Source organism: Intrasporangium mesophilum, assembly GCF_054783095.1.
In genome coordinates, this window is sequence record NZ_BAAGRF010000015.1 from 115,545 (window position 1) to 129,947 (window position 14,403).

At 70.9% G+C, this 14,403-nt stretch carries 14 protein-coding genes, 1 pseudogene and 1 riboswitch; of the genes and pseudogenes, 7 read left to right on the forward strand and 8 right to left on the reverse strand.

Annotation, left to right across the window (positions count from 1 at the left end):
• Positions 1-7: 7 nt before the first annotated feature.
• The gene (locus ACYVLP_RS14255; protein WP_460628158.1) at positions 8-604 is read right to left on the reverse strand and encodes a hypothetical protein; all 597 of its coding nucleotides are present in this window, start codon (positions 602-604) and stop codon (positions 8-10) included.
• Between the two features lie 96 nt (positions 605-700).
• On the opposite strand from ACYVLP_RS14255, the gene ACYVLP_RS14260 reads away from it, so the two are divergent.
• Both ACYVLP_RS14260 and ACYVLP_RS14265 read left to right on the forward strand, forming a co-directional pair.
• Complete coding sequence (locus ACYVLP_RS14260) at positions 701-1,015, forward strand: potassium channel family protein (protein ID WP_460628150.1); 315 nt, start codon at positions 701-703, stop codon at positions 1,013-1,015.
• Between the two features lie 42 nt (positions 1,016-1,057).
• Positions 1,058-1,645, forward strand: coding sequence for a GNAT family N-acetyltransferase (locus ACYVLP_RS14265; protein WP_460628004.1), 588 nt, complete (start codon positions 1,058-1,060; stop codon positions 1,643-1,645).
• A 67-nt stretch (positions 1,646-1,712) separates the two neighbouring features.
• Here ACYVLP_RS14265 and ACYVLP_RS14270 read toward each other — a convergent pair whose 3' ends face one another.
• Entirely contained in the window at positions 1,713-2,489 is a 777-nt protein-coding gene (locus ACYVLP_RS14270) for a CHAP domain-containing protein (protein WP_460628005.1), read from the reverse strand.
• A gap of 101 nt (positions 2,490-2,590) precedes the next feature.
• Positions 2,591-2,781: riboswitch (cyclic di-AMP (ydaO/yuaA leader) on the reverse strand.
• Positions 2,782-3,021: 240 nt separating this feature from the next.
• On the opposite strand from ACYVLP_RS14270, the gene ACYVLP_RS14275 reads away from it, so the two are divergent.
• Both ACYVLP_RS14275 and ACYVLP_RS14280 read left to right on the forward strand, forming a co-directional pair.
• Positions 3,022-3,411, forward strand: a complete 390-nt coding sequence (locus ACYVLP_RS14275; protein ID WP_460628006.1) for a VOC family protein — start codon at positions 3,022-3,024, stop codon at positions 3,409-3,411.
• 150 nt (positions 3,412-3,561) lie between these two features.
• Positions 3,562-4,665 carry a YihY/virulence factor BrkB family protein gene (locus ACYVLP_RS14280; protein ID WP_460628007.1) on the forward strand — a complete coding sequence of 368 codons (1,104 nt, stop codon included), beginning with the start codon at positions 3,562-3,564 and terminating at the stop codon, positions 4,663-4,665.
• A gap of 13 nt (positions 4,666-4,678) precedes the next feature.
• On the opposite strand, the gene ACYVLP_RS14285 is transcribed toward ACYVLP_RS14280, so the two are convergent.
• From ACYVLP_RS14285 to ACYVLP_RS14295, 3 genes are all read right to left on the reverse strand, one after another.
• Positions 4,679-5,050 carry an iron chaperone gene (locus ACYVLP_RS14285; RefSeq protein WP_460628008.1) on the reverse strand — a complete coding sequence of 124 codons (372 nt, stop codon included), beginning with the start codon at positions 5,048-5,050 and terminating at the stop codon, positions 4,679-4,681.
• Positions 5,051-5,235: 185 nt separating this feature from the next.
• A complete protein-coding gene (locus ACYVLP_RS14290; RefSeq protein ID WP_460628009.1) occupies positions 5,236-6,252 on the reverse strand; it encodes a zinc-dependent alcohol dehydrogenase family protein in 1,017 nt (338 codons plus the stop codon).
• An 85-nt stretch (positions 6,253-6,337) separates the two neighbouring features.
• A complete protein-coding gene (locus tag ACYVLP_RS14295) occupies positions 6,338-7,330 on the reverse strand; it encodes a pirin family protein (protein WP_460628010.1) in 993 nt (330 codons plus the stop codon).
• Between the two features lie 373 nt (positions 7,331-7,703).
• On the opposite strand from ACYVLP_RS14295, the gene ACYVLP_RS14300 reads away from it, so the two are divergent.
• On the forward strand, positions 7,704-9,083 hold the full coding sequence (locus ACYVLP_RS14300; RefSeq protein WP_460628011.1) for an MFS transporter: 1,380 nt from the start codon (positions 7,704-7,706) through the stop codon (positions 9,081-9,083).
• Between the two features lie 67 nt (positions 9,084-9,150).
• Here the strand turns inward: ACYVLP_RS14300 and ACYVLP_RS14305 are convergent, their stop codons facing one another.
• The 3 genes from ACYVLP_RS14305 to ACYVLP_RS14315 form a co-directional block, all read right to left on the reverse strand.
• Complete coding sequence (locus ACYVLP_RS14305) at positions 9,151-10,671, reverse strand: S8 family peptidase (protein ID WP_460628012.1); 1,521 nt, start codon at positions 10,669-10,671, stop codon at positions 9,151-9,153.
• Positions 10,672-10,833: 162 nt separating this feature from the next.
• Positions 10,834-11,514 carry a hypothetical protein gene (locus tag ACYVLP_RS14310; protein WP_460628013.1) on the reverse strand — a complete coding sequence of 227 codons (681 nt, stop codon included), beginning with the start codon at positions 11,512-11,514 and terminating at the stop codon, positions 10,834-10,836.
• 137 nt (positions 11,515-11,651) lie between these two features.
• Positions 11,652-12,374, reverse strand: coding sequence for a hypothetical protein (locus ACYVLP_RS14315; RefSeq protein WP_460628014.1), 723 nt, complete (start codon positions 12,372-12,374; stop codon positions 11,652-11,654).
• A gap of 292 nt (positions 12,375-12,666) precedes the next feature.
• Here ACYVLP_RS14315 and ACYVLP_RS14320 point away from each other — a divergent pair.
• Together ACYVLP_RS14320 and ACYVLP_RS14325 are read left to right on the forward strand one after the other, a co-directional pair.
• Positions 12,667-13,017, forward strand: a pseudogene (locus ACYVLP_RS14320) (transposase); the annotation flags it as partial.
• 261 nt (positions 13,018-13,278) lie between these two features.
• On the forward strand, positions 13,279-14,289 hold the full coding sequence (locus ACYVLP_RS14325; protein ID WP_460628159.1) for a hypothetical protein: 1,011 nt from the start codon (positions 13,279-13,281) through the stop codon (positions 14,287-14,289).
• Positions 14,290-14,403: the final 114 nt, after the last annotated feature.

Consider the following 14,403-nt stretch of genomic DNA (forward strand, 5'->3'; position numbering starts at 1 on the left):
CTTCAGGCTAGATGGTGCGCGGCTCGCAGGCGGGGCCACGGGCCCCCCTATCCTCGAACCACGCCGGTCGTCCCGTGTCACGGCCGACCGTGCGACGGTCCTGCTCGCCGAAGGAGGAGTCGATGACGGAGCCCTCGCGCGCGTCCCGGCTGCGCAGGCCCGCGCTGCCGACCGGCCTTCCGGCCCGGCTGCCGAAGCCGCCGCCGATGCTCGACCGGTTCGGCATCGTCCTGGCGCTGGTGCTGGCCACGATCATCGTGCAGGCCCTCGTCGACGTGCGGTCGTCGTTCCTGGCCGGCCTGCTCACGCACGCCATCAGCGGCCTGGCGCTGATCGCCGCCGCGCGGGCCGCCGGCGCCGGTCGCCGGTGGCGGCAGGCCGTCGACGCCCTCGTCATCGGTGTCGGTGCCGTCTCGATCGTGCTCGTCGCGTTCATCCGGTCCAACGATGCGAGCCACGGTGTTCCGCCGGCCACCCTCTGGTTCTTCGCCGCCGCGCTGACGCCGGTCCTCGTCGCTCGGCGGCTGGTCCAGCACGCCGAGGTCACGCTGCAGACGGTGATGGGGGCGGTAGCGGCATACCTCCAGATCGCCGTGGCGTACACCTACGCGTACCAGACCATCGACGCGTTCACCCCTGGGGCCAGCTTCTTCGGCGAGGACGTCTCCACGACGACGTACACCTACTCAGCCTCATCACGATCACGACGGTCGGCTTCGGGGACTACACACCGGCGACCGCGCTGGGCCGCCTCGTCGCCAGCAGCGAGGCCGTGGTGGGACAGGTCTTCCTGGTCACCTTCGTCGCGCTCATCGTCGCGCGGTTCGCCGCGCGGCAGCCGCGCACCGGCACTCGCTCGGACGCCGAGCTCGAGGCGGACGAGGAAGCCAGGGCAGCGGAGGCCGCCGGCACACCCGAGGCCGCCCCGGCCTCGGGCGTATCGGCCTCGGGCGTATCGGCGAGAGTCGAGGCGGGGTCCGAATCCGAGCGGCCACCGCCTCCGTCCGACCCATGACGGCTGGTCCGGCGCGGGTCGGCCGCCGCCTACTATCGCCGGATGGAGCAGAGCCCGCGGCAGCGCCGCGTCCGCGACGCGACGGCGGCCGACGCGCAGGCGTGCGCGGACATCTACGCCCCCTACGTGACCGACACCGCGATCACCTTCGAGACCGAGGTGCCGAGCGCCGCGGAGATGGCCCAGCGGATCGAGGAGTCGGCACGGACGCACGCGTGGCTCGTCCTCGAGGACGACGGCCAGGTCGTCGGCTACGCCTACGGGCGTCCGTTCAAGGAGCGAGCGGCCTACCGCTGGTCCTGTGAGGTCTCGGTCTACCTCGACCCGGCGCATCGCGGCCGTGGGGGCGGGCAGGAGCTGTATGCCGTCCTGCTGGACCGGCTCGCTGCGCGCGGTTACCGGATGGCCGCGGCCGGGATGACCCAGCCGAACGAGGCGAGCGCCAGGCTGCACGCGGCCATGGGGTTCGAGCTGGTCGGTACGTATCGCAGGATCGGCTGGAAGTCCGGGCACTGGCACGACGTCACCTGGGTCCAGCGCCCCCTCGGCGCCGGACCGGCCGACGGACCTGGCGACGGACCGGGCGACGGACCTGGCAACGGACTGGCCCCTCCTCGCGACCCCGAATAGATGCGAAGGGGCGGTGGGATGCACTCGGCATCACCACCGCCCCTTGCGAAGCGCGAGACGGGTCAGGTCACGGCGCGTAGATGTACTTGATCCCGGCGATGTCGGTGATCGTGCGCGTGTTGTAGTTGTACGCGCCGGCCAGGGCGTTCATCTCGATGAACGTGACCTGGTCGCCGCTGACGCCCGTCACCCATCCGACGTGGCCCGCGCTCGAGGAGCCGTACACGCCAGGCTGCATGACGATGATCGAACGGGTGCGCGGCACGCCGCTCACGGTGTAGCCGGCCGAGGCGGCGCCGTAGGCCCACGCGCTGGCGTTGCCGGTCCAGCCGCCGGGGTAGTAGCCCTCGGACTGGTACCACTTGTTGAGGGCGCCCCAGGTGCACTGCCCGGGCGTGGCCCAGTTGTGCGAGGAGCGGGTGCCGGAGGACGCACGCGGCGAGGTCGAGTTGGTGCTCGACTTCGTGGCGTAGGTGCTCGACGTCAGGGTCCGGCGGGTCGTGTCGCGTGAGGCTCGCGCGGCCGCGGCCTTGCGAGCGGCAGCGGCGGCGCGAGCCTGCTTGACGGTGACGTCCTCGATGACGCGCGGCTTGGCGGGCACGCGCTGCGTGATGGCCTGCTGAACCGCGGGCGCGAAGCCGATCTTGCTCAGCGCGCTCGGCGCGGCCACTGTCGCGGTGGCTGCCGGGGCGATGGCGGGGGCCGCCTGCACGGCTGCGTCCGGCGCGGAGCCGACGCCGGCCGCGACGACACCGCTGTGCGACGCCTGCGTGTCGGCGCTCGCGGGGTTGGCAAACGTCGCAACCAGACCACCGGTGGCCGCGACGACTGCTGCGCCCTTCATGGCCGGCTGAGCCGACTCTCGGGCGAGGAGCTTGAGTTCGTTGAGGGGGTTATGTCGTCCTGGCACGCGATGGCGGCCGCGGATGCTCTCGTTCTTCACGTTTTACCTCTCCGCGCCTACGAAGTTAGCTGTCGGGTTCGGGCGGAAAGGTTGATGCCCGGGCCTCTCCCGCTTCGCGAACGTGGTCGCGACTCGGGCGAGGACTTCACCCCAAGGGCGTCGGGCGACGAGTCGCCTGACGCCCGGAGAAACGGTTGGTTCCTCCGCTCCTGCCACAAGGTGTCCATAGACCTCGCAAGGCGGTGACAGGACTAGGCGGTCCATCTCGCGAGCGCCCGACCAGGGTTGGCCGGACCCTGGTGACTGTAGACGAATCAACTGACCGATGTCACGTCCCGGTAACGACGACACGCGGCGTTCGCCCGGTTTTGGGCGGTTGATTAGGCTTTACTCGCGCTTTACCTTCCGCTGGCTGAGACATGGGTCACACTTTGAGGGTTGCTGTACCGATGACGATGAAGGGACCCGCGCCATGCTCGAGAGCTCCATGGCCTTCAGCGGCTTCGCCGTGAAGGACGTCGCGGCCGCCAAGGCCTTCTACACCGACCGGCTCGGCCTCGAGGTGACCGAGGAGAACGGCATGCTGACGCTGCGGCTCGCCGGCGGCCGACCCACGATCGTCTACCCGAAGCCGGACCACACGCCGGCCACGTACACGATCCTCAACTTCCCGGTCGAGGACATCGAGTCCGCTGTCGACGAGCTGACCGCTCGTGGAGTCGCCTTCGAGCACTACGAAGGCACGCCCGCCGAGACGGACGCCAAGGGCATCTTCCGAGGCGGCGGTCCGCTCATCGCGTGGTTCACCGACCCGTCCGGCAACATCATGTCGGTCATCGAGGCGCCCGGCCCGGGGGAGTGACCGGTGGTATCGACCGGGGGGAGCGACCGCTGGCATTGATCGCAGACTGACCCCGGGGTGACCGCGGAGTGACCGCGGGGTGACCGCGGGGTGACCACGGAGTGACCACGCGCGCGGGACGCGCGGCACGCCGGTGGGTATGCGGCATACATGGCAGACACGACGCGACCCAGCTCGACGGCGCCGCCGGACACAGGCGTCGCTGACGCCGGAGCGACCGACGGTCGACCTGCGCGGCCGGGCGAGGTCACGGAACCGGGCAGCTCGCCCGGGCCGAGCAGCCGCGCCGAGCCGAACCGCCCCACCGACCTTCCCAAGGGCCAGCTCGTCGCCACGACGAAGCGGGCGCTGCGCGGGTTCAAGCGGGACAACCTCTCCGACCTGGCGGCCGGTCTGACCTACTACGGCGTGCTCTCCGTCCTACCCGGGCTCATCGTGCTCTTCTCGGTGCTGGGCCTGCTGGGACCCAGCGCGGCCGGTGAGGTAGTCAGCCAGGCCGAGCGGCTTGCCCCGGGCTCTGCGGCGAACGTCATCAAGACTCTCGTGGAGCAGGCCCAGGGCAGCCGCTCCGGCGCGGGGGTCGCAGCCGTCCTGGGCATCGTCGTGGCGGTGTGGTCGGCCTCCGGCTATGTCGCGGCCTTCATGCGCGCCTCGAACACCATCTACGGCATTCCCGAAGGACGTCCCATCTGGAAGACCGTCCCGATCCGCATCGGCGTGACGATCCTTGCCGTCGTCGTGCTCACCGTAGCGGCGGCCATCGTCGTGCTGAGCGGGCCTGTCGCGCACGCGGTGGGCGATGTCGTCGGGCTCGGGGACACCGCGGTCCTGGTCTGGAACATCGTCAAGTGGCCGGTGCTCGTCGTCATCGTGGCGGCGCTGCTTGCCGTGCTCTACTGGGCCGCGCCCAACGCGCGGCAGGGCGGCATACGGTGGCTGAGCCCCGGCGGGCTCGTCGGCGTGCTCGGCTGGATCGTCGTCTCCGCTCTCTTCGCGGTGTACGTCGCGGTGGCCGCGTCCTACGACAAGACCTACGGTTCCCTGGCCGGCGTCATCATCTTCCTCGTGTGGCTCTGGCTGACGAACCTCGCGATCCTCTTCGGCTCAGAGGTCAACGCCGAGCTCGATCGCGGCCGGGCCATCGAGGGGGGCATGCCCGACCGGGTGGAGCCCTTCGCCGAGCCTCGGGACACCCGTGCGATGGACGATCGCGACCGCGAGGCGGTCGAGCAGGCGCTCCGCGAACGGTCCTGACGAGCCGCCGGGATCAGGACTTCTCGCTCTCGCGCTCAGCGTGGCGGCGCAGGCACAGCTCGGTGATCTGGGCCACCAGGTCGAGCGGGACCGGCCGGCTGGTCGGGAAGCGCACGGTGTCCTTCGCGCGGCGGTAGGGCCCGATCGCGGCCTCGAACGCAGGGTCACCCGTGGGGACCGGATAGAGCCCGATGTGGTTCTTCCACCCGGCGAAGTAGACCAGGGGGCGGCCGTCCATGGTGAAGGTCGCCATGCCGTAGCTGATCTTCTCGTGGGCCTGCGGGGCGGTCTCCTGGATGGCGGTGCGGACCTGGGCGAGCTGCGCCCGGGTCTCCTCGGGGTAGGAGTCGATGTAGTCGTCGACGGACTCGAATCTCGGCGTCAATCGGGCCTCATTTCGGTTCGGGACCGGTTTGTGAGGGATGTCTTCGACCTTATGGGGCATTCGACGGCACGGCCAGGCGGGCATTTCGGGTCATAGACCGCAGGTCGTGCAGCCCCTCAGCAAAACCCCACTCGACGTCAGGAAGGTGTCGAGTGGTCACCTCGACCCTGCGCGATGTCGTCCCGTCAGGGGCGCAGCAGCACCTTGATGGCGCGCCGGTCGTCCATCGCCCGGTAGCCGTCGGCGACGTCGGCGAGCGGGAGGGCGAGGTCGAAGACCCGACCGGGGTCGATGTCTCCGGCAAGGACGAGCTCGAGAAGCCGCGGGAGGTACGCGCGGACCGGCGCCATGCCGCCTGCCAGCCCGACGTTGCGCTCGAACATCCGGCGCACCGGGAGCTCGACGCCGTGGGGGGCTCCGACGAAGCCGACCATCGCGCCGGGCCGGGCGATCCGGAAGGCGGTCTTCATCGACTGGTCGGTGCCCACACACTCGAGGACCGAGTCCGCCCCGACCCCGTCGGTGAGCTCGCGCAGCGCGGCGACCCCCTCGTCGTCGCGCTCCTCGACGATGTCGGTCGCCCCGAACTCCATCGCCAGCCGCTGTCGTGGCTCGTGCCGCGACATGACGACGATGCGCTCGGCGCCGAGCTCCTTCGCAGCGATCACCCCGCACAGGCCCACCGCGCCGTCACCGACGACGACCGCCGTGCCGCCCGGGCTGACCCGGCTCGCCACCGCCGCATGCCAGCCCGTGGCCATGACGTCCGACAGCGTCAGGAGCGACGGGACGAGGGCGTCGTCGGGGACGCCGTCCGTCGCGACGAGCGTGCCGTCTGCCTGGTTGACCCTGGTCAGCTCGGCCTGGCCGCTCTCGGTCCAACCCTGCCGCTCGCACACGGACGTGAACCCGGCCCGGCAGTGCGGGCAGGTGTTGTCGCTGTGACAGAACGGCACGATGACGAAGTCGCCCGCGCGGAAGCCACGCACCTCGGCGCCGACCTCCTCGACGATGCCGACGGCCTCATGGCCGATCGTGGTGCCGGGACGGATCTTGTTGGCGCCGCGGTAGGGCCAGAGGTCGGAGCCGCAGATGCAGCCGGCGACGACGCGGACGATCGCGTCGGTCGGCTCCTCGATCGTCGGGTCGGGCACCTCCGACAGCCGGATGTCACCAGGGGCGTGGATCGTCGTCGCGCGCATGGCGACCATCCTCCCTTGTCGAGGGGTCGTCCTGGTACGAGGTCAGGGCGTATCGATGGCGCCCACTCGACCAGCAGCAGCGGCGTCAGCCGCGGCTACGCAGCCGGAGGTTGGGCAGCTCCGGCGCCGGCAGCGTGTGCTCCCAGGCCTCGGGGAACTGGCCGTACCGGCGCTCGCCGGTGGCGCTCTCGCCGGTGGCGCCCTCTCCACGCTCGCGCTGCCACTGCTCGCGAAACTCGACGATCTCCTCGTGGCTGCGGCCGATGAAGTTCCACCACATGACGATCCGCTCGCCGAAGGGCGCGCCGCCGAGGACGAGCACACGGGTGTCCTCATCGCCGGCTTCCAGGATGACACGGGTCGCACCGAGCGGCTGGAAGACGATCTCTCCGGGCTTGGCTGTGGCAGATCCGACCGTGAGCGTGCCTGTGTCGCAAAGGAACCCGTGCTCGTGGCTCGGGTCGAGATCGACGGCGAGTGTTGCACCGGCTGGGACCGTCACCTCGGCGCCCACGAGGTCCGAGTGCATCGTCACGGGCGACGTCTGCCCGAAGAGCGTCCCGAGGAAGACGAGCACCCGGCAGCCGTCGACGTCGACCGTCGGCGGCGCGTAGTGCTCGAACCCCGGCTCGGCGAAGCGCGTCGCCTCGGGAAGCGCCACCCACAGCTGCGCACCGTGCAGCACCGTGGTGCCAGGGGTGGAGTACTCCGAGTGGGCGATGCCGTTGCCGGCCGTCATGATGTTCAGCTCGCCGGGCCGCACGAACGCGTGGGCACCGGTCGTGTCGCGGTGTTCGACCTCGCCCGAGAACAGCCACGACACCGTCTGTAGCCCGGTGTGCGGGTGGCCGGGGACCACCATTCCCCCGGTCTGCGAGACGTCGTCGGGGCCGTAGTGGTCCACAAAACACCACGCCCCGATGAGGGACCGCTCGCGCTGCGGCAGGCTCCGCCGCACCGGCATGGCCCGCGGCCCACCGAGAGGCACGTGCCGATAGGGCAGCACGACCGGGTCGCCGGCGTCGTCGTCGCGGCGCTCGCAGGTGAGCTCAGAGGGGGTGCGGTCCGGGTTGCTCATCGGGATCAGGCTATGCCGCCGTATGCCGTCCCGGCACCCCCGCGCCCACGCGTGGTTCACCGCATGCCGCCCCAGTCTGCTCGAGTGAGCGCCCCGTCCCACGCGCCCCAGCCGGGCACTGTCCCGCCGACCGGTCGAGTGGGCGCCCCGCCCCACGTCACCGTTGCACCTGTGACGGGTGGGACTGAGCGGTCACTCGACGGAGGGGACCGGGCGGGCTCGGGTCGTGAGCGGGGCGGGCCGGTCGCCCGGGAGCTGTGACGGGTGGGACTGAGCGCCCACTCGACTTGGGGGTTTGGGCGCGCACTCCTCTTTGGGGGTCCGGGGGCGGCGTGGGCGAGCTCCGACCAGCCTGCGTTGCTAGGTTGCGATGGTGACCGGCATACCCACGTCGACTGCGACGCCGACCGCCCGCTGGACCGCCTGGCGGGTGGTGTGGTGGTTCGGCTTCGTCAGCCTCGCCGCGGACATGGTCTACGAGGGCGCACGGTCGATGTACGGCCCGCTGCTGGCCTCGCTGGGTGCGAGCGCGGTCGTGGTCGGGCTTGTGACAGGCGCGGGCGAGGCGATGGCCCTCGTGCTGCGCCTGGTCTTCGGGCCGCTCGCCGACCGCACCGGGCGCTACTGGGGGCTGACGACGATCGGCTACGGCCTCACCGCGGTCTGCGTCCCGCTCCTGGCGGTCACGCCGTTCGTCGGCGCGGCCGGGGTCGCCCTGGCCTCGGTGCTGATCCTTCTCGAGCGTGCCGGCAAGGCCGTCCGGAGCCCGTCGAAGTCCGCGCTGCTCGCCCATGTGGCGACCGCGGTCGGACGCGGCCGCGGCTTCGGCGTGCACAAGGCGCTTGACCAGGTCGGCGCCTTCGCCGGCCCGTTGCTCGTGGCCGGGGTCGTCGGCGTGACCGGAGTGATCTGGCCCGGCATGCTCGTCCTCGCCATCCCCGGCGCGGCCGCGATGGTGCTGCTCTTCGTCATCCGCGCCCACGTCCCGGACCCCGGCGTCTACGACGCCCCGGCCGACCCGGGGGGCGACCAGTCGTCGCCCCTCGTCGCAACGGCGCCGTCCGTGGCCTCCTCCGCAGCCGTCGACTCTGCCGTCGACGCAGCCGGCGATGCAACGGGCTCGGATGCCGCGAGCTCACGCGGAGGTGGCCTCCGTGGCTGGTTCGCCGACGCCGTGGGCGCGGGCCTGCCACGGGAGTTCTTCCGCTACGCGACGGCAGCCGCCCTGACCACGGGAGGCCTGGTCACGTTCGGGATCATCGGCTACCACCTCACGGTCGACGGGCTCGTGCCGGTCGCGACAGTGCCCGTCGTGTATGCCGGGGCGATGGCCGTCGAGGCGCTCGCTGCCTTGGTGGTGGGTGCCGTCTACGACCGCCGCGGTGCTGCAGTCCTGCTCGCCGTTCCCGTCCTCGTCGCCCTCGTGCCGCCCCTGGCTCTCTCGGGCACCCTCTGGGCGGTCCTTCTCGGCGTCGCCGTGTGGGGGCTCGCGTACGGCGTCCAGGACTCGACCATCAAGGCGCTCGTCGCGGAGGTCGTCGAGGCACCGAGGAGGGCGACGGCATACGGCGTCTTCGCTGCGATCCAGGGAGTGTTCGCGATCGTCGGCGGGCTCGTGGCCGGCTGGCTCTATGAAAGGTCGCTGCCCGCGCTCGTCGTCACCGTGGGTGTGAGCCAGGCCGTTGCCCTCGTGCTGCTCGTCAGCACGGTCCGCCGCCACGAACGGCAGAGCGGCCACGTCCGGGCGGGATGACCCGTTTGGACGTGACCGCTCGGCCGTGCGGCGGCGGGTCACCCGTGGCGACCCGCCGCCGTGGTCCTCAGCTCACCGCGTCGAGCGCGTCGACGACGCCCTCGCCGAAGTAGCTGTTGTCCTCGGCCGGACCGGAGCAGGCGGGCACGCCAGGCGTGGTGTTGCACGCCTTGTCGTCGGCCTGCTGGCGCAGCTTCTCGATCATCTGCGCCGGCGTCCACGTCGGGTGGACGGACTTCATCAGCGCGAGCACGCCCGCGACGTGCGGCGACGCCATGGACGTGCCGCTCTTGGTGCCGTAGCCGTTGTTCGCCACGATCGTGGACAGGATCGTCGAGCCGGGCGCTGCGACGTCGATGACGCCGAGGCCGCGGTTCGAGAAGCTCGACAGGCGGCTGTTCAGCGTTCCCGCCGGGAAGCGCTGGATCGACGACACGGTCACGACACCGTCGAGCTCGGTCGGGATGTCCTGGCAGCCGCTGTTCAGCGTGCGGCTGACCGCCGTGCCGTCATCGGGGCTGCCGTTGTCCTTGAACGACGACTTGTCCGCGAGGTCGTGGGCCGAGTTGCCGGCAGCGGCAGCGTGGACGACACCCTGGCTCGTCGACCAGTTGACCGCGCGACGCACGGCCTCCTTGGCGGCGTACTGGTCCGGCTGGTCCTCGCAGTAGAACTCGAACGGGTCGACGTAGTAGCTGTTGTTCGTCACGTCCATGTGCTTGAGGCCGGCCTCGACGAAGCCGCAGACGGCGTACTCGGGGTAGATGAAGCCGGCGTCATTGACGACCTTCACCGATGCGAGCCGCACGCCGGGCGCGACGCCGACCAGGCCGACGCCGTTGCGTGCCGCCGCGATGATCCCGGCGACGTGGGTGCCGTGGTCGCTCGTCGTCGGCTCCCAGCCGGTTGTCGACGGGCGGCCGGCGTCGGTGCAGTTGACCGAGTTGGCGGTGTCGAGGTTCGCGACGAGGTCCGGGTGGTCGGGGTCGATGCCGCTGTCGAGAACGCCGACGAGCACGTTGCGGGAGCCGTCAGTGATCTTGTGGGCCTGGTCGGCCTTGATCATCTGCATGTTCCACTGCAGGGACTCGTTTGGATCGGTCGACTCGGCAGGGGTGGTCTCGGCCTCGATGTCGCCGTTCCACGCCTTCTTGGCGCCCTGCTTGTAGTCGGATGCACCGTTCCAGTTGCGCCCGAGCGCCGTCGGCGTGCCCTCCGAGACGGCGACGGAACGCGTAGCGCCGACCGACTCGATGAACTTGCCGCCCTGGGCCGCGACGTCGGCCCGGAAGGTCCCGCTGGTCGAGTGCGCGATGACGACGCCGATCTGCGGCCACGACTGGACGACGACACCGCCGGCGGCGCGCACGGCGTTCTCGACGACCGTGGTGTGGCCCGGGTTCGCGACGTCCACGTTGAGGACGTAGCTCATCAGCTGGCCGTCCGGCGTGGAGATCGGCACCGGCGTCGACACCGGCTCGACGGTCGGCGACGCCGTCGCGTATGCCGTGCTGCCGAGGACCGCGGTCGAGGCCAGCGCGAGCGAGGCGACGACGGTGGCGCCCCGCCTCCTGATTGGTTTCCTCATGAAGTTGCTCCCTTGGGTGGGGATGGTGACTCGGGTGCCCGTGTCGGGCACACGAATCCCCATCCTGACCTCGGGAAGGGCCGGTTGTGGGGCAAACGACCGGAGAAATTCTCCGGATCCGTTCGCCGGTCGATGTATCTGCGTGTTCTATGTGACGCCGAATTACATCGAACCGGGATTTGTCTGGCGGCCGAGGGGTGCGAGGGCGATGAGCAGGAGCAGGGCGCCGAGGGGCAGCAGGTCGAACGGCAGCATCAGCACGGCGGCGGCCGCGCCGGCGAGCGCGAGGGAGCCGACCGGCATACGGGCCTCGATGGTCAGAGCGCCGAGAACGGCCGCGAGGGCGATGCCGACGAGCACCGGGCCGCCTGCGGCAAGGGCGGACGGGATGGCGTCGTCGAAGAGGCCGACGGTGTGACCCAGCCAGACCGCACCGGTCGCTCCGGCGCCGAATGCGGCCAGGAGCCCAGCGGGCACCGCGACCGGCAGGTGCTCGGCACGCGATGCGAGAGCGGTAGTGAGCCAGGCGAGCCCCGCCACGGCGACGACGAGCATCGCTCCCGCGGCGACCGCGAGGGGACCCGAGCCGGACCGGCTGTCGAGGCTGTCGACCCAGCGCAGGATCCCGTAGGCGAAGAGGGCCATCGGCGCCGCGAAGGCCAGGATGCGCCCACGACCGGCAGCATCGGCCGCGTCGACACTGCTCACCGTGCTGCCGGCGCCGGCGCGGGTCGGGTCGGTGAGGTTGGGGCCCGTGGGCCTGGTGACGTCGGTGAGGGCGGGTGCGATGGCGCGCGGTCGAGGAGCAACGCGGCCGGGGTGTGGGCTGAGGGTGCTCGTCATAGCGTCCAGGGTCGTCGCCGCAGGCTCGGCGGCACATCGGGGACGACCCCGAACGCACCCTCAGGGAACCCCTCACTGACCCTGAGGCCACCCGGGGAGACGCGGGCGACCGACTGTCCGCAGCAAGCTGCCGCGGGTCAGGCGGGAAGGTTGCAGGCGGCCGACTGGCCCTTGGGCGCGACCGCCTTGTAGGCCGGCAACGTCTGCAGGCCCTTCTGCCACAGCGCCCGCCACTTGGACTCGGCCGAGGCCGGAGTCATCTCACCGGCCTTGAAGTGCGACTGGTCCTTCAGGTGCGTCTCCCACGGCGTGATCGCGGTGCGCGCCGGGACGAGGACCTCGTCGATCGTCTTCATCGACGCGGCGCACTGGCGGATCGCGTCGGCGTTGGCTCCGGTCGCGGCCGCGTCGACGGCGCAGGCATCCTTGGAGGCCTGCAGCGCTGCGTCGGCCTGGCGGAACGCCACGATGTTGTCCGCGGCCTTCTCTGTCGTGATCGGCCACTGCTGCTTGGCGGTCGCCAGGTCGATCTTGCCCGCCTGGAGGTCGTTCATGATGGCCAGGTGGTGGTCCCACTGCGCCAGCGAGCGTGCCGCGTCGTCACGTGCGGCAATCTGCAGGCCCCACTTGGTGCGGCACGATGCCAGCGCGGCGGCCATGGGGTCGGCCTCGGTCGTCGCGGTGTCGGTCGGCTGGGTGCTGGGGTCGGTGGCGGACGGGGTGCTGGGTGGAGCGCTCGAGCCGGCCGCGCCCTGGATCACCGAGGGTGAGCCGGTCGGCGAGCCGGTGAACAGCCCTTTGCCGAACCACACGGCGGCCCCGAGCACGATGATCGCGAGAGCGCCGATCACGAAGGGCATGGCTGAGCGCGACGTGCGCTGTGCCTCGCGCGCTTCGCGTCGTGTCTGCGGCTGATCGCCCATTGACTGTGTCCCCCACGGACTGAAACAGGTCGACCCCCATCGACCAGATGACTTCGGGAGAAACGATAACGGCTACTCGAGCGTAAACGTTCCGTCGGCGCTGGGTGATACGGGCATAACGGGTGAAGCGACCTACATCCGTATGCGCGCCGATTGGGTCCGGGTCGTCCCATGGGGTGATGCGAGCACCGATATCGGCGATATCCTCCCTGCGAATCCTGTTCTGACCATGGTTCGTCGACGACACGATGGGAGTGAGGGCGGGGTGAGTGCTCTGCGTGTGCTGCCGCCTGACGAGGGCTCTAGTGGCGCGAACGGCACACCCCGCACACCCGCCACACCCGCACCGAAGGCCCCACCGGAAGCTCCGGGCACTCCTGCCTCATCGGCGGTGCGGGGCGGGTCGGAGCCGAACAGCCCTGCCGTCAACGACCCGGAGCCGCGCCGTCGGTCGTACGACGCCTCCTTTCGCCGGGAAGCCGTGCAGCGGGCAACAGCGGACGGTGCGCGCATCGCGGACATCGCCGCCGAGCTCGAGATCAGTGCGAGTACGCTGCGCCGCTGGGTGCGCGCCGACGCGAACCGACGCGATACGAAACGAACCGAGACAGAGCGGCCCGACGCGAGCCGGCCCGAGCCGTCGCGCGAACCAGAGCCGCCCGAGACCGAGCCGCCCGAGACCGAGCGTCCCAACCCCGAGCCCCCCGTGGCTTCGCAGGCTCAGCCGGTGTCGTCGAAGCCGCCCCCAGCATCCCCTCCATCCGGCCCTCCCAGCGAAGACGGCACGACCCCGCCGTCCGACGTCGAGACCGGGTCTCTCGTAGAAGGACGCGAGCCGACCGTGAGCGACGCCGACAGACGCAACCCCTTGTTCGACGAACCATCGATGGAAGGGTCCGGAGCCGCACCCACCCGCGACCCGCTGGCCTCCGACCCGACGGGCGACGTTCTCTCCACCGACCACAGTTCCGACCCGAAGCCCCGCCGGCCGCGTCAGACCCCCCGTGCAGGCGCCCCCGCAGACCCGGCAGGCCCCCAGAAGGCCGACACGAGCGCCGCAGCCGGTGGCCCGCGAGGGGGCGACCAGAAGGAGAAGGCCGACGGTGACGACGGCGTCTGGGACGACGGTCCAGAGAAGCAAGCCGCCGTGCGGCCCGAGGACCCGAACGTCCTCGCGATGCTCGACGCGATCCTGGAGATGTTCCCCAAGCACCTGGCCGCGCAGCAGGCCACGGACTTCACGGAGCCGTCCCCAGCGGCCCATCGGGCGGCCGAACCCCCGTCGAACCGGATCCCGCTGCACCCCGGCGACGACATCTTTCCCGGTCTGTCGGCGCTGGTCCCGGCATACCGCTTCCCGATCATCCTGGCGTTCCTGCTCGGTGCCATCGGAGTGTCACGGTTCGTGCCGGTCGACTATCCGCTGCGCCCGGTTGCCCTGGCGCTCCACATCATCTCGCTCGTCATCGCCTTCGGGGCGGTCCTCGTCATCGACTGGCACGGGCTGCTGTGGCTCTTCGGCCGGCGCGGGCTCACGGAGTCGACGCGGCTCGCGGCTGCCGCGGGCCCGCTCATCTGGGGCGGGCTGTTCGGCCTCATCGCCTCCGGTGCGCTGCTCCATCCGAACATCTCGTCACCGCTGACCGTCGTGAAGATGCTGCTCGTGCTCATGGTGGCCTGGAACGGCGCCGCCATGTCCACCTTGCGTCGGCGCATGGCTCAGCTGCCGCCCTACATCAAACCCACCGACCTGCCGGTCCGTGACTGGGCCATGCTCATGACGGCCACCGTCATCTCGCAGATCGGCTGGTGGGGTGCGATCATCATCGGCTTCATCAACTCCTCGACGTGACGTCGAGGCGCACCCGGCGACCCTGGCCGCTGGCCCTGCCTCGTGACCCGGCCTGTGGCCCTGCCTCGTAGCTCTGCCTGGCCCTGCCTCGTCCCTGGGCTTGTCCGATGCGGG

What these genes read in the sequence shown, in the direction of transcription:
- ACYVLP_RS14265 (WP_460628004.1), top strand. Translation starts at nt 1,058, where the DNA reads ATGGAGCAGAGCCCGCGGCAGCGCCGCGTCCGCGACGCGACGGCGGCC.
- ACYVLP_RS14270 (WP_460628005.1), bottom strand. Translation starts at nt 2,489, where the DNA reads ATGAAGGGCGCAGCAGTCGTCGCGGCCACCGGTGGTCTGGTTGCGACG.
- ACYVLP_RS14275 (WP_460628006.1), top strand. Translation starts at nt 3,022, where the DNA reads ATGCTCGAGAGCTCCATGGCCTTCAGCGGCTTCGCCGTGAAGGACGTC.
- ACYVLP_RS14280 (WP_460628007.1), top strand. Translation starts at nt 3,562, where the DNA reads ATGGCAGACACGACGCGACCCAGCTCGACGGCGCCGCCGGACACAGGC.
- ACYVLP_RS14290 (WP_460628009.1), bottom strand. Translation starts at nt 6,252, where the DNA reads ATGCGCGCGACGACGATCCACGCCCCTGGTGACATCCGGCTGTCGGAG.
- ACYVLP_RS14295 (WP_460628010.1), bottom strand. Translation starts at nt 7,330, where the DNA reads ATGAGCAACCCGGACCGCACCCCCTCTGAGCTCACCTGCGAGCGCCGC.
- ACYVLP_RS14305 (WP_460628012.1), bottom strand. Translation starts at nt 10,671, where the DNA reads ATGAGGAAACCAATCAGGAGGCGGGGCGCCACCGTCGTCGCCTCGCTC.
- ACYVLP_RS14310 (WP_460628013.1), bottom strand. Translation starts at nt 11,514, where the DNA reads ATGACGAGCACCCTCAGCCCACACCCCGGCCGCGTTGCTCCTCGACCG.
- ACYVLP_RS14315 (WP_460628014.1), bottom strand. Translation starts at nt 12,374, where the DNA reads ATGCCCTTCGTGATCGGCGCTCTCGCGATCATCGTGCTCGGGGCCGCC.